Origin of the sequence: Pseudomonas sp. REB1044 (assembly GCF_038813925.1) — a bacterium.
Classification (GTDB): domain Bacteria; phylum Pseudomonadota; class Gammaproteobacteria; order Pseudomonadales; family Pseudomonadaceae; genus Aquipseudomonas; species Aquipseudomonas boreofloridensis.
On record NZ_CP046139.1, the window covers coordinates 4391756 to 4412003 of the forward strand.

The 20248-nt window shown below is 63.3% G+C and carries 20 protein-coding genes and 1 pseudogene; 5 read left to right on the plus strand and 16 right to left on the minus strand.

What is annotated here, in order from left to right:
* Positions 1–144 precede the first annotated feature (144 nt).
* The 5 genes from GKC70_RS20015 to rluD form a co-directional block, all read right to left on the minus strand.
* A complete protein-coding gene (locus GKC70_RS20015; RefSeq protein ID WP_342649692.1) occupies positions 145–837 on the minus strand; it encodes a HAMP domain-containing sensor histidine kinase in 693 nt (230 codons plus the stop codon).
* Positions 834–2441, minus strand: coding sequence for a response regulator (locus GKC70_RS20020; protein WP_342649693.1), 1608 nt, complete (start codon positions 2439–2441; stop codon positions 834–836). Before GKC70_RS20020 ends, GKC70_RS20015 begins: the two co-directional genes overlap by 4 nt.
* A gap of 133 nt (positions 2442–2574) precedes the next feature.
* Positions 2575–5292 (minus strand): LuxR C-terminal-related transcriptional regulator, encoded by a 2718-nt coding sequence (locus GKC70_RS20025; protein WP_342649694.1) that lies wholly within the window; start codon positions 5290–5292, stop codon positions 2575–2577.
* 186 nt (positions 5293–5478) lie between these two features.
* A complete protein-coding gene (gene pgeF / locus GKC70_RS20030; protein WP_342649695.1) occupies positions 5479–6219 on the minus strand; it encodes a peptidoglycan editing factor PgeF in 741 nt (246 codons plus the stop codon).
* Positions 6216–7178 (minus strand): 23S rRNA pseudouridine(1911/1915/1917) synthase RluD, encoded by a 963-nt coding sequence (rluD, locus tag GKC70_RS20035; protein ID WP_029614586.1) that lies wholly within the window; start codon positions 7176–7178, stop codon positions 6216–6218. Before rluD ends, pgeF begins: the two co-directional genes overlap by 4 nt.
* 147 nt (positions 7179–7325) lie before the next feature.
* Here rluD and GKC70_RS20040 point away from each other — a divergent pair, with 147 nt between their 5' ends.
* Positions 7326–8345, plus strand: coding sequence for an outer membrane protein assembly factor BamD (locus tag GKC70_RS20040; protein WP_029614585.1), 1020 nt, complete (start codon positions 7326–7328; stop codon positions 8343–8345).
* A gap of 99 nt (positions 8346–8444) precedes the next feature.
* Complete coding sequence (locus GKC70_RS20045) at positions 8445–8675, plus strand: PP0621 family protein (protein WP_029614584.1); 231 nt, start codon at positions 8445–8447, stop codon at positions 8673–8675.
* A gap of 38 nt (positions 8676–8713) precedes the next feature.
* Here GKC70_RS20045 and thiO read toward each other — a convergent pair whose 3' ends face one another.
* Genes thiO through GKC70_RS20065 form a run of 4 tightly spaced genes read right to left on the minus strand, consistent with a single transcriptional unit; the run spans position 8714 to position 11107 of the window.
* Positions 8714–9811: a glycine oxidase ThiO gene (thiO, locus tag GKC70_RS20050; RefSeq protein WP_342649696.1), complete on the minus strand. Its 1098-nt coding sequence runs from the start codon at positions 9809–9811 to the stop codon at positions 8714–8716.
* Between the two features lie 30 nt (positions 9812–9841).
* Positions 9842–10231, minus strand: a complete 390-nt coding sequence (locus GKC70_RS20055) for a type IV pilin protein (protein ID WP_342649697.1) — start codon at positions 10229–10231, stop codon at positions 9842–9844.
* On the minus strand, positions 10215–10715 hold the full coding sequence (locus GKC70_RS20060) for a hypothetical protein (RefSeq protein WP_342649698.1): 501 nt from the start codon (positions 10713–10715) through the stop codon (positions 10215–10217). Before GKC70_RS20060 ends, GKC70_RS20055 begins: the two co-directional genes overlap by 17 nt.
* Positions 10712–11107, minus strand: a complete 396-nt coding sequence (locus GKC70_RS20065) for a hypothetical protein (RefSeq protein WP_342649699.1) — start codon at positions 11105–11107, stop codon at positions 10712–10714. The genes GKC70_RS20060 and GKC70_RS20065 overlap by 4 nt, the downstream gene beginning before the upstream one ends.
* 101 nt (positions 11108–11208) lie before the next feature.
* On the opposite strand from GKC70_RS20065, the gene GKC70_RS20070 reads away from it, so the two are divergent.
* On the plus strand, positions 11209–11409 hold the full coding sequence (locus GKC70_RS20070; protein ID WP_342649700.1) for a hypothetical protein: 201 nt from the start codon (positions 11209–11211) through the stop codon (positions 11407–11409).
* On the opposite strand, the gene GKC70_RS20075 is transcribed toward GKC70_RS20070, so the two are convergent.
* Complete coding sequence (locus GKC70_RS20075; RefSeq protein WP_342649701.1) at positions 11373–11735, minus strand: prepilin-type N-terminal cleavage/methylation domain-containing protein; 363 nt, start codon at positions 11733–11735, stop codon at positions 11373–11375. The two genes, GKC70_RS20070 and GKC70_RS20075, sit on opposite strands and share 37 nt — an antisense overlap.
* A gap of 133 nt (positions 11736–11868) precedes the next feature.
* On the opposite strand from GKC70_RS20075, the gene GKC70_RS20080 reads away from it, so the two are divergent.
* Positions 11869–12333 carry a GspH/FimT family protein gene (locus GKC70_RS20080; RefSeq protein ID WP_342649702.1) on the plus strand — a complete coding sequence of 155 codons (465 nt, stop codon included), beginning with the start codon at positions 11869–11871 and terminating at the stop codon, positions 12331–12333.
* On the opposite strand, the gene ispH is transcribed toward GKC70_RS20080, so the two are convergent.
* The 6 genes and pseudogenes from ispH to murJ all read right to left on the minus strand — a co-directional run bounded on the left by ispH (position 12334) and on the right by murJ (position 19674).
* Complete coding sequence (gene ispH / locus GKC70_RS20085) at positions 12334–13281, minus strand: 4-hydroxy-3-methylbut-2-enyl diphosphate reductase (RefSeq protein ID WP_039575282.1); 948 nt, start codon at positions 13279–13281, stop codon at positions 12334–12336. It lies immediately after the preceding gene.
* Positions 13282–13295: 14 nt separating this feature from the next.
* A complete protein-coding gene (locus GKC70_RS20090) occupies positions 13296–13733 on the minus strand; it encodes a peptidylprolyl isomerase (protein ID WP_342649703.1) in 438 nt (145 codons plus the stop codon).
* Positions 13726–14241 (minus strand): signal peptidase II, encoded by a 516-nt coding sequence (gene lspA, locus GKC70_RS20095; protein ID WP_342649704.1) that lies wholly within the window; start codon positions 14239–14241, stop codon positions 13726–13728. Before lspA ends, GKC70_RS20090 begins: the two co-directional genes overlap by 8 nt.
* Positions 14234–17071, minus strand: a complete 2838-nt coding sequence (gene ileS / locus GKC70_RS20100; protein WP_342649705.1) for an isoleucine--tRNA ligase — start codon at positions 17069–17071, stop codon at positions 14234–14236. Before ileS ends, lspA begins: the two co-directional genes overlap by 8 nt.
* Complete coding sequence (gene ribF / locus GKC70_RS20105) at positions 17068–18018, minus strand: bifunctional riboflavin kinase/FAD synthetase (protein ID WP_342649706.1); 951 nt, start codon at positions 18016–18018, stop codon at positions 17068–17070. Before ribF ends, ileS begins: the two co-directional genes overlap by 4 nt.
* Positions 18019–18136: 118 nt before the next feature.
* Positions 18137–19674: pseudogene (gene murJ / locus GKC70_RS20110) on the minus strand (murein biosynthesis integral membrane protein MurJ).
* A gap of 253 nt (positions 19675–19927) precedes the next feature.
* Here murJ and rpsT point away from each other — a divergent pair.
* Positions 19928–20206 carry a 30S ribosomal protein S20 gene (rpsT, locus tag GKC70_RS20115; RefSeq protein WP_342649707.1) on the plus strand — a complete coding sequence of 93 codons (279 nt, stop codon included), beginning with the start codon at positions 19928–19930 and terminating at the stop codon, positions 20204–20206.
* Positions 20207–20248: the final 42 nt, after the last annotated feature.

Here is a 20248-nt window from a genome sequence, read left to right on the forward strand (position 1 = left end):
CGGATCGCAGGCAGGTCTCTGCCGGAATTGGATCACAGCGAAGCGCAAAGATTCCATGAAATGCCGTTCATAGAGCGGGCGCGACCGGATCTTCGGAGCACGCCTACCTTCATTCAGGAAAGCACACTCACCGCAACAGACCACTCAGGGCAAGTACAAGCGGAACAAACCACCACCCAATGCACCGCCATTGGCTAACTCGATCCGCCCGCGCACGCCGTCACGCTCATGCAGCGCGGCGATCCTGGCGGCGAAGTACAGGCCCAGTCCAGTGCTGCCGCTGCGCCCATCGATGCCCTGGATGTAATCGTGCTGACGTTCGAGCATGTAGGGCGGGTATCCGGCGCCGTCGTCGTTGACGCTGATCACCAGTTGTTCGCCCTGCTGCTCGACGCCGATCAGCAAGGCATGCCCGGCATGGCGAATGGCGTTGGTCAGCACATTGCCCACCACCGAGGCGACCAGTTCGCGGTCGAAGAAACCCAGCGGGCTTTCGCTGTCGATGCGCCAGGTGGCCAGCAGGTCGCGATGGCGAATGACCTCCTGCTGCTGCGCCAACTGTGCTTCGACGAAGTCCTCGAGCTCGTGATAGTCGGGACAGATCGGCAATTGGTTGATGCCCAATTTGTACAGCCCCAGCATCTGCACCAGCATGCCGTTCAGATGGCGGAACTCATGCTCGATCACCCCTTGTTCGCCACCGCTGCGCGCCTCTTCGGGCAGGCGCGCCAGCCACTGGTCATGGGCCTGGATCAGCGCCGACAGCGAGTTCTTCATGTCATGGACGGTGGAGGCGATCACCGTGGAAAAGTCCAGCCCCTGTTCATCCTGGCTCATGCCCCGAACACCCGTACATGCAGTTTGCGGTAGCGATCGAAGCGGTTGTCGCTGGCCGGAATGCCGGCCACGCTGTTCAGGCAGTTGCGGCATTCCTGCATGATCGCCTCCGGCGGGCTTTCACCGCCCACGCGCAGCAGCGCCTGGGCGGTGTTGAGGGCGATACTGATGTTTTTCGGCTGCAGCGAGAGTGCCTTGCGGAACATCTCCAGGGCCTCGTTCAATTGACCGCCCTGGTAGCTGCGCACCCCTTGGCGGTTGAGATCGACGGCTTCGGTCACAGCGCCGAGCACGGTGGGGTCGTCAGTGACCTTGGCCACGCTCTGCATCACCTTCGGATCGTCACCATAGGTTTCCACGCAGCCCTTGAGAATGGAGGTGCCGGCCGACGCCTGGCCCAGCGCATTGAGCTGGCTGGCCACGGTCAGCGCCGCATCGACCGAGAAGAATTGGTCCATCTTCTCCAGCCGCTGCATGGCCTGCTCGGTCAGCTTGGCGGCGGTCTGCGCATCGCCCGCCTGCTGCAGGCTGGCGGCCTTCATCAGGCGCGCCCGCACCTGCAGGCCCTGGTCCTCGGTATTCTCTTTGGCCACTTCGCTGAGCACGCTGTTGATTTCCACGCGGGTACGCGCATCCAGGCCATTACCGACGTTCTTGTTCATCAGCGCCTGGGCCAGGCCGAGGTTGCTCTCGGCATCCTTGTAGCGCGAGCTCTGCCCCTGACTGACCGCATGTCGGTAAGCCTTGGAGGCGCCTTCGAAGTCCTCGTTGTCCAGCGCCAGCTTGCCCAGCGCCGCCTGACGCCGAACAGCCAAGGGCGACAGGCGCACGGCTTCTTCAAGCATGTTCTGGGCACGCTTGGTCTCGCCCTTGGCCACCAGCACCTCGGCCATGCCGTCGTACAAGGCAGGCATGATCGGGAAGGCTTTCAGGGCCTGCTCGTACACGCCCTGGGCCTGGTCCTGCTGACCGCGCTTGTGCAGCAGACTGCCCAGGGCGGCATAGGCCCAGGGCTGCGGGCGACTGGCCAGGATACTGGTGAGGAACTTCTCCAATTCTTCGAAGCGGTTGAGCTCGCGCAGCGCGTCTGCCCGATAGCGCAGGCACAGCGGGGCGAAGCGCGGATCCTGCTTGCACAACTGCGCACAGGCGGCCAGCACTTCGGCCGGCCGTCCCCGGTCCAGGGCCTGGAGGATCGGCTTGAGCAGCGTCTTGCGCTGCGTCAGTTTCTCCAGACGCTGGGCCAGCCCCACACGGTTGAACGGTTTGGTCAGGTAAGCATCGGGTTCGTGCTCCAGCGCACTGAGCACAATGGACTGACTGCTCTCGGCCGTGACCATGATGAACACGCACTCATGGCTGATGAGCTTGTCCAGCAGCAGGTCTTCGAGCACTTGCTGGCCATTCTTCTTGCCATCGCCCAGGTGGAAGTCCTGGAGGACGAAGTCGTAGCGCTTCTGCGCGCACATGCGCAGGGCCTGCTCGCCACTGTCGGCGGTGTCCACGTCGCGCACGCCAAGTTCGCGCAGCATCGAGCGCGTGGAGGTACGAAAGTCGGTGTAGTCGTCGACGATCAGAAAGCTTTTTTGCCCGTACTGCAGCATCGACACGACCTGTATTGGGGAATGGGAAATTCACTGCGGCGCTTTGCTGTATCGGCCGTGCGTCGGAAAAGATGAGGCGAGCATGAAGGCAGCAAAATAGCCAATAGCCATCACTTTAACGGGCTGCGCGCACCTAGGCCAGCAAGCCCAGCGATTTGGCCCTGGCCACCGCCTGGGTACGCCGCTCAACGCCCAACTTACTGTTAATGTGACTGGCGTGGGTTTTGACCGTGTGCAAGGAAATGAATAGGCGCTCGCTGATCTGCTGGTTGGAACAGCCCTGGGCGATCAGTTCCAGAACCGCCAATTCGCGACCGCTGAGGGTCTCGCTGGCGACCGCACCCAGAACAGGCGCCTGCGGCAGGCGCGCCAACAGTCCTCGCTGAACGGGGCATGCCGGCAGTTTATCGAGCAGCTCGCGCAGCCAGGCCGGGTGCTCGTCGAGCAGCGCCTGAAAGGGATAGAGCGCACCGCCGCGGGCCGCCAGCAGGGCGTGACCGGCCACCTCGGACGCCTCCTGCCCACGTCCTTGCCCCAATAACACGCTGATCAACTGGCACGCGGCACTGAGCACCAGCATCAAGCCGCCGGTGTCCTGACCTTGTCTCATCAGCGACCGCAGGCGTTGCTCCGCCACATCGGTACGCCCAAGGGTGGCGTCGAGCAACGCCTGTTGCAGGTCGATGTGCAGCGCCAGCAAGGGGTGAAATTCCGGCGCTGCCGCCGCCTGTTCGCCGCCGTAGGTCTGCCCCAGGCGTTGCAGCCAGGACTCGGCCAGGTCGGTGCGGCCCTGGGCCTGCCACAGCTCGCATTTGATCAGGGTGATCATCGCCAGGTAGAAGATCGGTGGGACGTCCCAGATATGCATCAGCCGCTCGGCCTCAGCCAGCTCGGCAAAGGCCTCGGTGAATCGACCCTCCCGCCCCTCCAGCGAAGCGATCATGCAATGGCCGATCAACACGCTGATATCGCGACAGGCGCGCGCCTCGGCGATCCCGGCGCGCAAGCGCACACGGCCCTGCTCAGGCTGCAGCCGTGAAGCCTGCAGATAGCCTTCGTAGAGCACCAGTCGAGCACGCACCGCATACAGACGCTGGCTCGACAACCCCTGCAGTCGCTTCAAGCCGCTTTGCACCTCGTCCAACGCCCGCAGCACCTGGCCACGGGCATGCAGCACACGGGCGCGGTCGTAGTGCGCCAGCGCTTCGAACAAGGGATTGCCGACGCGCTGAGCCAGCTCCAACGCCTCACGGTTCCAGCCCCGCGCCCGCCAGAAGTCGCCATCGGCAATGGCCAGGTTGGACAACGTCGACAGGCACACCAGGCGCTGCCCATAGCGTTTGCACGGCAGGCTGTGCAGCGCTTCTTCACAGTACGCCAGCGTGCGCTGACGATCTCCGCGACCACGCGCGATGACACCGCTGAGCGCCAGCCACTGGGCGAGCATGGACCGTTGTGCAGTGGCTGACGGCGCCGGCAGAAAACGACTGAGATGGGCCGCCAGCTCCTCGGCGGCATCGAGCTGGCAAGCCAGACCCAGCGCCCAGCTGTACAGCACGATCAGCCGCGGCGTGCTGATCAGCAGGCTGTCGGGCAGGTCCATCTTCCAGCGCAGCAACATACCGACGTTCTGCTCGGCCAGCAGTTGCTCCTCGGAAAGGCTCTGCACCAGCTCGGCGGCGGCTTCCAGCGACCCCGCACGCAGCGCTTGCTCCACGGCTTCGTCGAGCAGCCCCTGGCGCTCGAACCAGCGACAGGCGCGCAGGTGCGAGGCGCTCGAAGGGTCGCTGACCTGCCGGCTGCGCAGCAGGTCGGAGAACAGGTGATGGTAGCGAAACCAGCGTCCGTGCTCATCCAATGGCACCAGAAATACCTGGTGGGCCTGGAGGTAGCTGAGGATCTGGGCGCTGTCCTGGCGCTCGCGCAGGGCATCGCACAGGTCGCTGCAAAAGCGCTCCTGACACGCGGTGTCGTAGAGAAAGGCCTGAACCTGCGCAGGCAGAATCTCGATCACCTCCTCTAGCAGGTAGTCGCGAATCAGGCCCTGGGCGCCATGCAAGGCCTGGGGCAGCACCTGTTCCTCGCCGGCCTCGCTGGCCGCCAGTTGCCAGAAGCGCAGGCCGGCGACCCAGCCATCGCTGCGCTGGATCAGGTTGTCCAAGGCTTGCCCGCGCAGACCGGTGGGCTGCCGTCCAATCACCGCCAGGGCTTCGTCAGGGGTCAGGCGCAGGTCCTGTTCGTTGAGTTCGACCAACTGCCGCGACAGGCGCAGCCGGGCCAGATGCCAATCCGGCCGCTGACGGCTGGTGACCAGCAGCGTCAAGCCCGACGGCAGATGATTGAGCAGAAATTGCAGGCAGCGGTCGAGCACAGGCCCTTGTGCCAGGTGATAGTCATCCAGCACCAGCAGCAACGGCGTCTCGGCATCGAGCTGCAGGGCCAGTTCGTCAAGCAGGCCGTCCAGCCACGCTTCATAGGCAAACGGCTGATGGCGCTGGCGCATGCGCAGCAGACCCATGGCCTGACCGCCGACCGCCGGACAGCACTGCTGCAGGCCTTCGAGCAGGCGCTCGAGAAACCGGCCAGGCTCGGCATCGCGCGCACTCAGACCCAGCCATAGACTGCGCCAGCGCTGCGGCAGGCGCTCGCAGAATTCGATCGCCAACGAGCTCTTGCCAAAACCTGCCGGCGCATTCACCAGCAGCAGACGCCCCTGCAACCCGGCCTGCAACCGCTGGCACAGACGGCCACGCAGCACATGCCCCTCCGGTAGCGGTGGGCGAAAGAAACGCCCATCCCGCAGACCCTGGGCCTCGCTGGCGACTCCATGCATGCGGGACAGATCTGTCATGGCCGACTCGTTCGAACAGGAAGGTAACGGCGCGGATGTGCTGCGAGACTAGCGACAATTCCCCCGCGTTTGAAGCAGATGAACGCGCTTGCTGGGAAAAAGACTACGACAAAAAGCAACAAGACTCACAGGCATCAGTGAGATCTATGGCGAGTCATAGAACAGCGGGTGCATTACCCAAGGCAGTCAGCGAGCAGCCAACCAGACCAACGAAGCGAAACGCCCGCCTTGAGGGGTACGGCGATAGGAGAAGAAGCGGGGGTCGTTAACCGTGCAGAAACCACCGCCATATACGGCAGTGACGCCGCAGGCGGCCAAGCGAATGCGCGCCAGCGCGTAGATATCTGCCATCAGTTTGTCTGGGCGCTGGCCTGGCACGAAGGCACTGGCCGCGTGCGGATGGAGGTCGGTAAACGCATCGCGCACCTCCAGACCGACTTCGAAGGCGTGTGGACCGATTGCCGGCCCGAGCCACACCAGCACTTCCTCAGGCGCCAACCCCAGGCGCTCGAGGGTGGCTTCCAGCACGCCGCCAGCCAAGCCACGCCAGCCGGCGTGGGCGGCGGCGACACGGGTACCGGCACGGTCGCAGAACAGCACCGGCAGGCAGTCGGCAGTCATCACGCAACAGGCGATGCCCGGCCGATCGGTCCAACTGGCATCGGCCTGCGCCACGTGAGCGGGGTCGGCGTCGGCCACGTGCGTACCGTGCACTTGCTGGAGCCAGACGGGTTGGGTATCCAGCGTGTCGCGCAGACGCCGACGGTTTTCGGCAACCGCTGCCGGATCGTCACCGACGTGATCGCCCAGATTGAAGGTGGCATAGGGCGGCAGACTGACGCCGCCATCGCGGGTAGTGACACAAGCGCGAACCGAGGCCGGGGCCGGCCAGTCGGGATTGATCAGCGAGTGCGTCAGCTCACTCATCCGATGAAGCTCTCGCGGTCCTGGTCCAGCAGCGACAGCAGCCACATGAAGTCATCCGGCAGTGGCGACTTCCACTCCATGCGCTCACCCGTGGCCGGATGGTCCAGCGCCAGGAAGCGCGCATGCAGGGCCTGGCGAGGGAAATGCTTGACCGCCTCGACCATCGCCACACTGGCCGCCGGCGGGATGCGGAAGCGACCGCCGTAAGTCTGGTCGCCCACCAACGGGAAACCGACATGGGCCATGTGCACGCGGATCTGGTGGGTACGCCCGGTTTCCAGCTTGACCCGCACATGGGTGTGCGAGCGGAAGCGCTTGAGCACACGATAGTGGCTGACCGCCGGTTTGCCACCGTCGGTGACCGCCATGCGCTGGCGCATGCCGCCATGACGACCGATGGGGGCGTCGATCTTGCCGCCGGCGGTGACCACGCCGACCACGATGCATTCGTAGATGCGGCTCACCGAGCGCTTCTGCAACTGATCGACCAGGTTGGTCTGCGCCTGCAGGGTCTTGGCCACCACCATCAGGCCGGTGGTGTCCTTGTCCAGACGATGAACGATGCCGGCGCGCGGCACGTTGACGATGTCCGGCACGTGGTGCAGCAAGGCGTTGAGCAAGGTGCCACTGGCATGCCCGGCGGCCGGATGAACCACCAGCCCGGCCGGTTTGTTGATCACCAGGATCTGATCGTCTTCATAGACGATGTCCAGCGCGATGTCCTCGGCCTCCCACTCGCCCTGGGCTTCCTGTTCAGCCTCGAGCGCCAGGACCGAGCCACTGTGGACGGTGTCGCGCGGGCGCAGTACCGCACCATCGACGGTCAAGCGACCTTCCTTGATCCACGAAGTCAGGCGCGAACGCGAGTACTCGTCGAACAATTGGGCGGCGACTTGGTCGAGGCGTTGCCCCCCCAGTTCGGACGGGACCTCTGCACTTAATTGAATGATCTCGGACATGCTCGAATCGATGGGCTTACAGCCTTTGGTTTCGGCTGCGTGCTTGTGGTTAAATACGGCTTCTTTTGCCCCGGGGTTCGCCGGGGGCGCTCATCATAACAGGACGGCACCGCCCAAGACAGCGGCCGTCAAAGGACGCAAGCCGCCATGCAAGTGAAACACCTGCTGCTGATCGCCATCCTCGGGCTCACCGCTGCCTGTTCCTCGAACAAGGAAGTCATTGACGAGAACCTCAGCGAAGCCGAGTTGTACCAGCAGGCGCAGGCCGACCTGGACAACCACAGCTTCACCAGCGCCGTGAACAAGCTCAAGGCCCTGGAATCGCGCTACCCGTTCGGCCGTTACGCCGACCAGGCCCAGCTCGAGCTGATCTACGCCAACTACAAGAACACCGAGCCGGAAGCCGCCAAGTCGGCTGCCGAGCGCTTCATTCGCCTGCACCCCCAGCACCCGAACGTCGACTACGCCTACTACCTCAAGGGCCTGACCTCGTTCGACCAGGATCGTGGCCTGCTGGCGCGCTTCCTGCCGCTGGACATGACCAAGCGTGACCCGGGCGCGGCCCGCGACTCCTACAACGAGTTCGCCCAACTCACCAGCCGTTTCCCCAACAGCCGCTACGCCCCGGACGCCAAGCAGCGCATGATCTACCTGCGCAACCTGCTGGCCTCCTACGAGATCCATGTCGCCGACTACTACCTGAGCCGCGAGGCCTACGTCGCTGCCGCCAACCGTGGCCGCTACGTGGTGGAAAACTTCCAGGAAACCCCTTCCGTGGGCGATGGTCTGGCCGTGATGACCGAGGCCTACCAGAAGATGCACCTGGACGAGTTGGCTGCCACCAGCCTGGAAACCCTCAAGCTCAACTACCCGAATCACCCGAGCCTGGTCGATGGCCAGTTCGTGCCGCAGCAAAAAGACGATGACGACCGCTCCTGGCTGTCCAAGGCCACCCTGGGCTTGATCGAGACCGACACCCCGCTGCCACCGGGCGAAACCCGCGCCAACCAGGATGTGGTGCGTCAGTTCAAGGACGCCCGTTCGGAAATGCCAGCCGAACTGCTGCCCAAGGACGAGAACGGCGACCCGATCCTGCCAGCAGGTCCGAAGGATGCCGACGAAGATCGCTCCTGGTTCAGTTATCTGACCTTCGGTCTGTTCGACTGACCGCTCGCGTAACGACAGAAAGGGAGACCCGCAGGTCTCCCTTTTTTCATGGCCGCAGCCTAGACTGTGGCCTCTTCAATTCACGACAAGCTGGACACCATGGTTCGTCTACTCTTCTGGATCGCCCTGATCGCCGCCGCGTTCTGGCTGTGGCGCAAATTCAAGATCAGCCAGCAATCGCGCCCAGAGCAACGCCTCGAAGATCCCCTGACCATGGTGCGCTGCGCCCATTGCGGCGTGCACTTGCCCAACGACCGGGCGCTGCGCCTGGGCAGTGACTGGTACTGCAGCCAGGCGCATCTGGAGCAGGGGCCTGGTCGACAAGGCTGACCTCGATCGTCATCGACCCCATTGCGCTGACGAAACGTTCAATCGACCCGTCCTGCTGGCGCATAGGGAGCAGGATCAATGAGCGGCCTGGCGCCGCTCATCAGGTTGACCAACAGCTTGCACGAGGCCGGGGCAAGCACCAGTCCATTGCGATAATGGCCACAGTTCAGCCATAGCCCTGCATGCCCCGGCACCGGTCCTATGTAGGGAACGCCTTCTGGCGACCCAGGCCGCAGTCCCGCCCAATGCGCCACCACTGGCGCCTGCGCCAACTGCGGCAACAACTCGATCGCCGATGCCCGCAGACTGTTCAGCGCCACCTCGGTCGGGGTCTTGTCGTAGCCTTCGTGCTCCAGGGTGCTGCCCACCAGAATGTGCCCATCCCGACGCGGAATCGCATACCGCCCTTTGGCCAGCACCATACTCGGCAGAAAATCGGCGGCGCACTTGAACAGGATCATCTGCCCTTTAACCGGCTCGACTGGCAGCTCCAGACCCAGCGTGCGCAACAAGTCGCCGCTCCAGGCGCCAGCGCTGAGTACGACCTCGTCGGCACTGAGCACCCCCTCCTGCGTGACCACACCGCTGATCCGCTCGTGCGTGCGCACAAAGCCGCTGATCTGGCAGTGCTCGCGCAAGCTCACATTCGGCAGCGCCAGCAATGCTGCTTTCAGCGACTTCACCAAGCGGGGATTACGCACATTGGCCACCCCAGGCATATACAGGGCTCGCTCATAGCCAGAACCCAGCGCCGACACCGCCGCATAAGCGGCCGAAATGGCCACCTCACTCAGCGGCCGCTGCTCACGTGCTGCCCAGGCCAAGGCCTGATCCTGGTCCTCCAGGTCGAGCCAGTACAATCCAGTGGTGTGAACCTGCGGGTCGATACCCGTACGGGCGAACAGATGGTCGCCCAACTGTGGATAGAAATCCTGCGACCAGTGCGCCAGCGCAGTCACTGCCGGGCTGTAGCGCCACGGGTACAACGGCGAGACGATGCCCCCTCCTGCCCAGGACGACTCACGCCCCACGGCCCCCTGATCGCACACCACCACCTGCTCGACGTTCGCCGCCAAGTTGTAGGCCGTCAGCAGGCCGATCACGCCACCACCGACAATTACTACGCGCTTGCTCATCTGTCGTTCCACTGCCTGAAGGGAAATGCCTCACCAGCACGCTGTCGCGTCCTGAGCACCGGGGTTGTCGCGCACGCCTGCCTGATCGAGAAGATAATCACCGCAACGATCATCGGCCATCAGTCCACCGGGTAGACGTACAGCCAGCAAACGATAGCGATCCGCCTCTCGCCAGGCGTGCAGGCGATAGAACCGGCTGCCTTCTGGCAACGTCGTGTGCAACGGGTCGTTGTCGGCATACTGGCCGGTGCGCGCATGATGATACTCCAGGCGCTGGGCGGCATCGTGCAACAGACCGACCACCTCACTACGAGCTGCGCGCCGCAAGGAGTCGCTGTAGCTGGGATAGGCGACGCCCGCCAGGATGCCGAGCACCGCCAGCACAAGCAACAGCTCCACTAGACTAAGGCCGCGCTGCATCGCTGCGCTCCCTGAACCGCTGGCGCCAGAGGATGCGCTGTGGCGGGTGGGCCTCTACGCTGTCCTGCGCATAGATCGCCTCGATCACTTGACGCGCACGCGCCTCGCGACTCACGGCGGTGACACGGTACAGCGTCACAGGCGTACCCTGCGGCACGTGTACCGCTCGGGTCGTGACGCCAAGACGCTGCACGAGAAAGAAGCCGTGCTCGCTGGCTTGCCAATCCCCCTGATCAGCGATCAGATTGTGAGGATCGGCAGGCGGCACACAGACGCTGCACGCTTGCAGCGGTGTGTGTGCAAGCGCTTGGGCACCGGCCAGCAGACTCGCCTCCGCCTGCTCCAGCGCGCGGACGGACGCCAGCACATTGCCGGCCAACGTGGACTGCAGCAAGGCTTCTCGCAGTGCTGAGGTTGCGAACAGTCCAAGCAACAGGCTCGACATCAGCGCCAGCAGCAGCACCATGCCTCGCTGACGACTCATGACGGGGGCAACCGATTGCGCAGGGCCACACTCAGGGCATAGGTGCGCTCCACCTGCCCCTCCAGGTCGCCCAGGATCAGCTGTAAATCGAGCCGTGTGCCCTGCTCGGCCTCAACGCGCATCACCCGGAAATCACGCACGTTGTCGATCAGCGACGCATTGAATCCGCCGCTGGCAAGCATCAGGCTGCCGCCCTGGAGCCTATAGGTATGGCGGCGCAAGCCAATCGACAGCGGTGCACCAGGGAGCGAGTGACGCTTTCCATGCACTTGCGCCCATTCCAGGCAGTCGGTGTGCAAGGTCCAGTCCGGTGAGCCCGCCGTACCAGACAGCTCGGCCGTGACGAGACTGAGCCTGGCCAGGCGGCCATCGCTGAGGTGCTCGATGTGCAAGGGGTGGGCGAACGCCTGCCGCGCGCCGGCATCGTGGAACTCGACGGCCTCCGGGACAGACAGCCAAAGCTTGCAGTCATGCGAATGTCCAGAGCCAGCCGTTGCAGCACCAGCATGGCATCCTCCTGCAGGCGCGCCAGAGCGCCTTGCACCCGCCACAACTGCTGGCCCGAGAACAGCACCTGGCCCGCTGCGGCCAGTACCATCAAACCCAACGCCAGTGCCAGCAGAGCCTCCATGAGCCCGAAGCCGCGCTGCCGGGCGCTCATGGCAAGACCCAACCCTGCAACTGGATGGTCTGAGGCTGGGCACCGCGCGCATCCTGCCAGCAGGTTTCCAGACGCAGCCACTGACCCGCTACCACCGCCTGCCCCCGACCGGAACTCCCCAACAGCGCCTCCAGGCGCGCTCGCCAGTCATGCAACGCGCCGGGCTGAAACCGCCCGGCACTACGCGTCTGCTCGATGAGGCTCTGCCCCAATTGCACCACCTGGGCATCACGCCGTGCGCCCTCGGCCGCGTGCAGCGCGCGCATCTGCAGCGACGCCGAGGTGAACAGCCCCACCCCCAGTACCAGTACCGCCACCACCACCTCCAGCAAGGTCATGCCCTGCTCCCTGAGCTTCATCATTCGCCTCCTGCGAAATTTCCCGCCTGACGTGATCGGTTCGGCCGACTGGACCTCCTGGCCCCAGACCTCGAAGCTACAGAGAAGCACTTCCAGGGAGGAATGCACGATGCGGCAACAGGGAGTAACACTGATGCAACTGCTGGGCGTCCTGGCCCTGCTCGGTGTTCTGACACAAATCGGCGCGCCGGCCTACGCAGACTGGCGCGAAAGCGTCTATCAGGCTGCCGTCGCACGGGAGTTGGCACAGAGCCTGCGCAGCGCCCGCAGCCAGGCACTGCTGCACAGCCAGGCCATGGTTGTGCGACCTATCAAGCAAGAGTGGGGTCGGGGGTGGCGCGCAGTGCTGGAAGCCAGCGGGCAGGTGGTGCGTGAACACCGATTGCAGCGTCAGTCGAGCATCGCCGCCAACCTGGCCGAAGTGAGGTTCGATGCCCTGGGGATACCGAGGCGCGACAACGGCGCTTTCGTCGGGGGAACGTTGCAGATCTGCACAGAGGCTCGAGGCCTCAGCCAGCACCGTGTGGTACTGGCGCCCAGCGGGCGTGTCAGTGTGCGCAGCGAGGCAATGCAGACACCCCGCTGCGCAGAGCCCTGATCAGATCAGAGTACGCACGCGCAGCTCTTTGGGCATGGAGAAGGTGATGTTCTCCTCGCGCCCATCGAGTTCCTCGGCGCCACTCGCGCCCCAGGCCCTGAGCTGATCGATCACGCCACGCACCAGCACTTCGGGCGCCGATGCACCAGCGGTGATGCCGATTCGCTGAACACCGTCGAACCAGCTGCGCTGCAGGTCCTCGGCGCCGTCGATCAGATAGGCTGGCGTGCTCATGCGCTCGGCCAGCTCACGCAGGCGATTGGAGTTGGAACTGTTCGGGCTGCCGACCACCAGCACCACATCGCACTCGTCGGCCAGTTGCTTGACGGCATCCTGGCGATTCTGGGTGGCATAGCAGATATCGTCCTTGCGCGGCCCGCCGATGTTCGGAAAGCGCGCTCGTAGGGCGTCGATGACGCGACTGGTGTCATCCATCGACAAGGTGGTCTGGGTGACGAACGCCAGATGTTCCGGGTCGCGCACCTGCAAGGTGGCGACATCCTTCTCGTCCTCGACCAGGTAGATCGCACCGCCATTGCTGGCATCGTACTGACCCATGGTGCCTTCGACTTCCGGGTGCCCGGCATGGCCGATGAGAATGCACTCACGGCCATCACGGCTGTACTTGGCCACCTCGATGTGCACCTTGGTCACCAACGGACAAGTGGCATCGAATACCTTCAGTCCGCGCCCCGCCGCTTCTTGACGCACAGCCTGGGACACGCCATGGGCGCTGAAGATGACGATGACATCGTCTGGCACCTGGTCCAGTTCTTCGACGAACACCGCACCACGGTTACGCAGGTCTTCCACCACGAACTTGTTGTGCACCACTTCATGACGCACATAGATCGGCGGACCGAAGACTTCCAGCGCACGGTTGACGATCTCGATCGCCCGGTCAACGCCCGCGCAAAAGCCGCGCGGGTTGGCGAGTTTGATTTGCATGCTCGGCTCCAGACTCACAGGGCCTTCACGTCGAGGATCTTGACCTCGAAGCTCAAGGTCTTGCCAGCCAGCGGATGGTTGAAATCGATGGTCACCTGGTTATCGTCGAAGGCTTTGACCACGCCCGGAAGCTCGGTGTTGGCAGCATCGTTGAAAATCACCAGCAGACCGTCGGACAGTTCCATACCTTCGAATTGCGTACGCGGCATCACCTGGACGTTCTGTGGATTCGGCTGACCGAAGGCGTTTTCCGGGGCAATGCTCAAGGTGCGCTCGTCGCCGGCCTTGAAGCCGAACAGCGCATTCTCGAAGCCCGGCAACAGGTTGCCATCACCTACCTTGAACGTGGCCGGCGCCTTGTCGAACGTACTGTCGACAGTGTCGCCGTTTTCCAGATGCAACGCGAAGTGCAGGGTGACTTCGGTGTTCTGGCCGATACGGATGTCAGTCATGCACGGCCTCCTCGGACTTCTTGCTCTTGAACATGTCCAGCGCCAACATCACCGCACCCACCGTAATTGCGCTGTCGGCCAGGTTGAAGGCGGGGAAATAGTGTGTATTGCGCCAGTGGACCAGAATGAAGTCGACCACATGGCCAAGCACTACCCGGTCCCACAGGTTGCCGATGGCGCCGCCCAGTACCAAGGCCAGCGCGACAGCCAGCCAGGTCTCGTTGCGCCCCAGGCGCTTGAGCCAGACCACCAGCGCGGCGCTGACCACGACCGCGATCAACGCGAACAGCCAGCGCTGCCAGCCAGAGCTATCGGCCAGGAAACTGAAGGCCGCGCCTGTGTTGTAGGCCAGCGTCCAGCTGAAGTAGTCGGGAATCACCACGATCTGCTGGTACATGGTCAGGGCGTTGTCGAAGTACAGCTTGGTGGCCTGGTCGAGGACCAGGACCAGCAAGCTCAGCCACAGCCAGGCCAGCCGGCCAAAGCGCCCTGCGGCAGGATTAGGCATAGTGGCGCACCTCGCCCTTGCCGCTGATGTTGTCGACGCAACGCCCGCAGATCTCCGGGTGCTCCGGATGGCTGCCGACGTCAGCGCGGAAGTGCCAGCAACGACCGCACTTGGCGTGACCGGACTTGACCACCTTGAGCTTCAGGCCCTCCACCTCGGTTGCCACCGCCTCGGCCGGGGCCTGGGCGAATGGGGCCAAACTGGCGGCCGACGTGATGAGCACGAAGCGCAGTTCATCGCCCAGCTTGGCCAGGTCGGCGCTCAGGCCATCTTCAGCGAACAGGCTCACTTCGGCCTGCAGGTTGCCGCCGATGACCTTGGCCGTGCGTTGATTCTCCAGCTCTTTGTTTACCGCTGCCTTGACCGCCATGATGCGGTCCCAGTACGCGCGATCCAGCTCACTGTCCTGCGGCAACTCGGTCAGGCCCTGATACCACTCGTTGAGCATCACCGATTCATTGCGCTCACCGGGCAGGTACTGCCAGATCTCGTCGGCGGTGAAGGACAGGATTGGCGCGATCCAGCGCACCAGGGCCTCGCTGATGTGGTACAGCGCGGTCTGGCAGGAGCGGCGGGCGACGCTGTTGGCGCCAGTGGTGTACTGACGGTCCTTGATGATGTCGAGGTAGAAGCCGCCCAACTCCTGCACGCAGAAGTTGTGCACCTTGGAATAGACGTTCCAGAAGCGATACTCGCCGTAGTGCTCCTGCAGCTCGCGTTGCAGCAGCAACGTGCGGTCGACCGCCCAGCGGTCGAGCGCCAGCATGTCTTCGGCCGGCAGCAGATCGCGGGCCGGGTCGAAACCGGACAGGTTGGAAAGCAGGAAGCGTGCAGTGTTGCGGATGCGCCGGTAGGCATCGGCGCTGCGCTGCAGGATCTGCTCGGAAACGGCCATCTCGCCAGAGTAGTCGGTCGCGGCCACCCAAAGACGCAGGATATCGGCGCCCAGGGAGTTGTTGACCTTTTCAGGCTCGATGGTGTTGCCCAGCGACTTGGACATCTTGCGACCGTTCTCGTCGACGGTGAAGCCGTGGGTCAGCAGCTCGCGGTAGGGGGCATGACCATCGATGGCGCAGCCGGTGAGCAACGAGGAATGGAACCAGCCGCGGTGCTGGTCGGAGCCTTCCAGGTACAGGTCGGCGCGAGGCCCCGTGGCATGACCGATGTCATGCGAGCCGCGCAGCACGTGCCAATGAGTGGTGCCAGAGTCGAACCAGACGTCCAGGGTGTCGGCGATCTTCTCGTACTGCGCGGCCTCATCACCCAGCAGTTCGGCAGCGTCGAGCTTGAACCAGGCTTCGATACCCTGCTGCTCGACGCGTTTGGCTACCGCCTCCATCAATTCGACGGTGCGCGGGTGTAATTCACCGGTCTGTTTGTCGAGGAAGAACGGGATTGGCACGCCCCAGTTGCGTTGACGCGAGATGCACCAGTCCGGACGGGTGGCGATCATCGCATGCAGGCGCGCCTGGCCCCACGCTGGGACGAACTGGGTGTCCTCGATGGCCTTGAGCGCGCGCTCACGCAGGTTCTCACCGCTGGCAGGCTGCTTGTCCATGCCGACGAACCATTGCGCCGTGGCGCGATAGATCAGCGGGGACTTGTGGCGCCAGCAATGCATGTAGCTGTGGGTGATGGTTTCTGTGTGCAGCAGCGCGTCGACTTCCTGCAGCTTCTCGACGATGGCCGGATTGGCCTTCCAGATGAACTGGCCACCGAAGAATTCCAGTGAAGGCGCGTACACGCCGTTGCTTTGCACAGGCGTGAGAATTTCATCGTTTTGCATGCCGTAGCGCTTGCAGGTGATGAAGTCGTCCTCACCATAGGACGGCGCAGTATGGACGATACCAGTGCCTGCGCTGAGCTCGACGTAGTCGGCCAGATAGATCGGCGAGTTACGGTCGTAGAAGGGATGACGGAAGTTGATCAGTTCCAGGGCCGCACCCGGCGTACGCGCGATGATCTGACCCTCACGGCCGTAACGATCGAGACAGGCAGCCACCAGCTCCTCAGCCAGCACGAGCAGGCGGTCGCCCACATCCACCAAGGCGTAGCTGAAATCGGCATGGACACTCAACGCCTGGTTGGCAGGAATCGTCCAGGCAGTAGTGGTCCAGATCACGATGGAAGCAGGCTTGGGCAGCGTGTCCATGCCGAACGCTGCAGCCAGCTTGCCGGTGTCGGAAGGGCTGATGGGGAAAGCGACGTCCAGCGTCTGGGATTTTTTGTCCGCATACTCGACCTCGGCCTCAGCCAATGCCGAGCCGCAATCGAAGCACCAGTTCACTGGCTTGAGGCCCTTGAAGACGAACCCTTGCTTGACCATCTCGGCCAGCGCGCGGATTTCACCGGCCTCGTTGGCGAAGTCCATGGTCTTGTAGGGATTGTCCCAGTCGCCCAGCACACCCAGGCGAATGAATTCGGCCTTCTGCCCTTCGATCTGCTCGGCCGCGTAGGCGCGGCACAATTCGCGGGTCTGGTCGGGGCTCAGGTGCTTGCCGTGGGTGACCTCGATCTTGTGCTCAATCGGCAGGCCGTGGCAGTCCCAGCCCGGAACATACGGCGCGTCGAAGCCGGACAGGGTCTTCGAACGCACGATCATGTCCTTCAGGATCTTGTTCAGTGCATGACCGATGTGGATCTTGCCGTTGGCATAGGGCGGGCCGTCGTGCAGGACGAACTTCGGACGGTCCTTGCCAATCTCGCGCAACTTCCGGTACAGGCCAATGCTGTCCCAGCGCTGCAGGATCTGCGGTTCGCGCTGAGGCAGGCCGGCCTTCATGGGGAAGGCGGTGTCCGGGAGGTTAAGCGTGGCTTTGTAGTCGGTCATTTCAGGCTCTTGGTTAGCGGTTGAGCGTGCCAGTGGGCACGTGCGGCGGCGATGTCCGCGTCGATCGCCGACTTCAGCGCCTCCAGGGAGGCGAATCGCTGCTCCTCGCGCAGCTTGTGGTGGAATTCTACCGTCAGGCGCCGGCCATACAGATCGCCGGCGTAATCCAGCAGATGAATCTCCAGGTGGGCACGGCCGTCACCGGCGACGGTGGGTCGAACCCCGATATTGGCGATGCCTGGCCAAACCTTGCCGTCGATCTCGGCGCTGGTCAGGTACACGCCGGACAACGGTATGCGGCGACGCTTGAGCTGGACGTTGGCGGTCGGCGTGCCTAGCTGGCGAGCCAGTTTCTGGCCGTGCAGGACGCGTCCGCTGATGGTGTAGGGACGGCCCAGCAGGTGCGCAGCCAAGGCGAAGTCAGCATTGGCCAAGGCCGTGCGCACTTGCGTGCTGCTGACCCGCAGACCGTCCTGAACAACGGTTTGCGCGGCCTCGACGGTAAATCCATGGCGCTTGCCAGCCTCGACCAGAAAGGCGAAGTCGCCGGCGCGATCGCAGCCGAAGCGGAAATCGTCGCCCACTTCGAGATGACGCACACCCAGGCCGTCGACCAGGATCGTCTCGACGAACTGCTCGGCACTCAGCTCGCTCAAGCGCTGGTTGAAGGCCATGCACAGCACTCGGTCGATGCCCTCGGCGGCCAGCAACTCGACCTTGTCGCGCAGACGCGCCAGGCGGGCCGGCGCAGTATCCGGCGCGAAGTACTCGCGCGGCTGGGGCTCGAAGATCACCACGCACGTCGGCAGCCCGAGCGCTTGTCCACGCTCGCGCAGGCGCGCCAGGATGGCCTGGTGGCCCCGGTGCACTCCGTCGAAGTTGCCAATGGTGGCGACACAGCCCCGGTACTCGGGGCGCAGGTTGTGAAGACCTCGAACCAACTGCATAACGCGCTTCTTGCTCATAAAGTGGTCGATTATAACCACACCAGGGCGCTGGTGACAGGCAGCAACGCCTTGGCGGGCCATGGAGTTGGAAAAATCGACGCCAGGGCGACGGAGGGCCTCAGTGCAGCGCCTTGCGGGCAAAATGCCGTGGCCGGAAGCCGCACAGCAGCAGGCAGCCGAAGTAAGTCACCACGCCAGCGACGATCAACGCCCCCAGGCGCAGGAAGCGCGCGAGCATGTTGCCCTGCTCCCAGGCCGGCATAACGTGCATGCCCAGCAACAGTACCGCCGACATCAGCGTCACCGCCAGCACCAGTTTGCCGAGGAACAGCATCCAGCCAGGCTGTGGCTGGAACAACTGATGGCTGCGCAGCTTCCAGAACAGCAGTCCGGCATTCAGGCACGCACCCAGGCTGATGGCCAGGGCCAGGCCCGCATGCTGCAGCGGACCGACCAGCGCCAGGTTGAACAACTGGGTGCAGACCAGCGTGAAGATCGCGATCCTGACCGGGGTACGAATGTTCTGCTGGGCATAGAAGCCTGGAGCCAGCACCTTGACCAGAATGATCGCCAGCAGTCCCACGGAGTAGGCGATCAGTGCTCTCTGGGTCATCGCGGCATCGGTCGCGGTGAACTTGCCATACTGGAACAGCGCTACCGTCAGGGGTTCGGCGAGGATCGCCAGGGCCAAGGTGCAGGGCAATACCAGCAGGAAGCACAGGCGCAGGCCCCAGTCGAGAATTCGCGAGTACTCTTCACGATCCCGATTGGCGTAGGTCTTGGCCAGCGTAGGCAACAGAATGGTTCCCAGCGCCACGCCCAGCACCCCGAGGGTAACTCCATGAGACGGTCGGCGTAGTACATCCAGGACACCGACCCGGCGACCAGGAACGAGGCGAAGATGGTGTTGATGATCAAAGAAATCTGGCTCACCGACACCCCGAGGATTGCTGGCAGCATCTGCTTGAGCACGCGCCATACACCTGTATCGCGCAAATTCAGGCGCGGGAGTACGAGCATGCCGATTTTCTTCAACGCGGGCAGTTGGTAGAGCAACTGCGCAAGGCCGCCGGCCAGCACACCCCAGGCCAACGCCATGATCGGCGGGTCGAAATAAGGCGTGAGAAACACGGCGAAGCCGATCATCGCCACGTTCAACAGCGTGGGCGTGAACGCCGGTACCGTGAAGCGGTTCCAGGTGTTGAGAATCGCTCCTACCAGCGACGACAGCGAGATCAGCAATATATAAGGAAAGGTCACTCGCAGCAGCGCAGTGGTGAGCGCGTACTTCTCGGCGCTGTCGACGAAACCTGGCGCGGTGACCCACACCACCCAGGGCGCAGCCAGTATCCCCAGTGCCGTGACCAATGCCAACACCAGTGTGAGCAGGCCGCTGACGTAAGCGATGAAAGTTCGCGTCGCCTCCTCGCCTTGTTGGGATTTGTACTCGGCCAGAATAGGCACGAATGCCTGGGAAAACGCGCCTTCGGCAAAAATACGTCGCAACAGATTGGGCAGTTTGAAGGCGATGAAGAAGGCGTCGGTGGCCACGCCAGCGCCGAAAATGCGCGCCAGTATGGTGTCGCGCACAAAGCCGAGCACCCGGGAAATCATGGTGATCGAACTGACTGCAGCCAGGGATTTGAGCAGGTTCATCGAAAAGTTTTACGCCTGAGACTTGAGAGCGCTGCCAGATGGCGCTGGAGTATGCGATAATCCCGCTTCTCTGCAGGGGTGCAATAAACTTCCGAGTTTACAGGTCGTTGCGCAGAAAGGAATCTCTCCTTCCGCGCTCGCATGCCACTCGGCAGATCCTTGCAACTGGCCTTGACATCCGTCCGAGTCATCGGCATGATTCGCGGCCTTATTTGTTTGCTATTTACCCAAAAGTCTTTCGAGGAGCTCGACGGTGGCCAACACACCTTCCGCCAAGAAACGTGCAAAACAGGCTGAGAAGCGTCGCAGCCACAACGCCAGCCTGCGTTCCATGGTCCGTACCTACATCAAGAACGTAGTCAAGGCCATCGACGCTAAAGACGCCGAAAAAGCGCAAGCTGCCTACACTCTGGCTGTGCCTGTCATCGACCGTATGGCCGACAAAGGCATCATCCACAAGAACAAGGCTGCTCGCCACAAAGGCCGTCTGAATGGCCACATCAAGGCGCTGAAAGAAGCTGCAGTTGCCTAAGCGACGCGCTTGAACAAAAAAACCGACCTTAGGGTCGGTTTT

Bases quoted from the DNA above. Each gene is read 5' to 3' on its own strand.
- pgeF (WP_342649695.1), bottom strand. From the start codon at position 6,219: ATGAGTGAGCTGACGCACTCGCTGATCAATCCCGACTGGCCGGCCCCG.
- GKC70_RS20025 (WP_342649694.1), bottom strand. From the start codon at position 5,292: ATGACAGATCTGTCCCGCATGCATGGAGTCGCCAGCGAGGCCCAGGGT.
- GKC70_RS20090 (WP_342649703.1), bottom strand. From the start codon at position 13,733: ATGACTGACATCCGTATCGGCCAGAACACCGAAGTCACCCTGCACTTC.
- thiO (WP_342649696.1), bottom strand. From the start codon at position 9,811: ATGAGCAAGCGCGTAGTAATTGTCGGTGGTGGCGTGATCGGCCTGCTG.
- GKC70_RS20040 (WP_029614585.1), top strand. From the start codon at position 7,326: ATGCAAGTGAAACACCTGCTGCTGATCGCCATCCTCGGGCTCACCGCT.
- ileS (WP_342649705.1), bottom strand. From the start codon at position 17,071: ATGACCGACTACAAAGCCACGCTTAACCTCCCGGACACCGCCTTCCCC.
- ribF (WP_342649706.1), bottom strand. From the start codon at position 18,018: ATGCAGTTGGTTCGAGGTCTTCACAACCTGCGCCCCGAGTACCGGGGC.
- rluD (WP_029614586.1), bottom strand. From the start codon at position 7,178: ATGTCCGAGATCATTCAATTAAGTGCAGAGGTCCCGTCCGAACTGGGG.
- GKC70_RS20045 (WP_029614584.1), top strand. From the start codon at position 8,445: ATGGTTCGTCTACTCTTCTGGATCGCCCTGATCGCCGCCGCGTTCTGG.
- GKC70_RS20055 (WP_342649697.1), bottom strand. From the start codon at position 10,231: ATGCAGCGCGGCCTTAGTCTAGTGGAGCTGTTGCTTGTGCTGGCGGTG.
- lspA (WP_342649704.1), bottom strand. From the start codon at position 14,241: ATGCCTAATCCTGCCGCAGGGCGCTTTGGCCGGCTGGCCTGGCTGTGG.
- GKC70_RS20080 (WP_342649702.1), top strand. From the start codon at position 11,869: ATGCAACTGCTGGGCGTCCTGGCCCTGCTCGGTGTTCTGACACAAATC.
- GKC70_RS20075 (WP_342649701.1), bottom strand. From the start codon at position 11,735: ATGAAGCTCAGGGAGCAGGGCATGACCTTGCTGGAGGTGGTGGTGGCG.
- GKC70_RS20060 (WP_342649698.1), bottom strand. From the start codon at position 10,715: ATGAGTCGTCAGCGAGGCATGGTGCTGCTGCTGGCGCTGATGTCGAGC.
- GKC70_RS20015 (WP_342649692.1), bottom strand. From the start codon at position 837: ATGAGCCAGGATGAACAGGGGCTGGACTTTTCCACGGTGATCGCCTCC.
- GKC70_RS20020 (WP_342649693.1), bottom strand. From the start codon at position 2,441: ATGCTGCAGTACGGGCAAAAAAGCTTTCTGATCGTCGACGACTACACC.
- ispH (WP_039575282.1), bottom strand. From the start codon at position 13,281: ATGCAAATCAAACTCGCCAACCCGCGCGGCTTTTGCGCGGGCGTTGAC.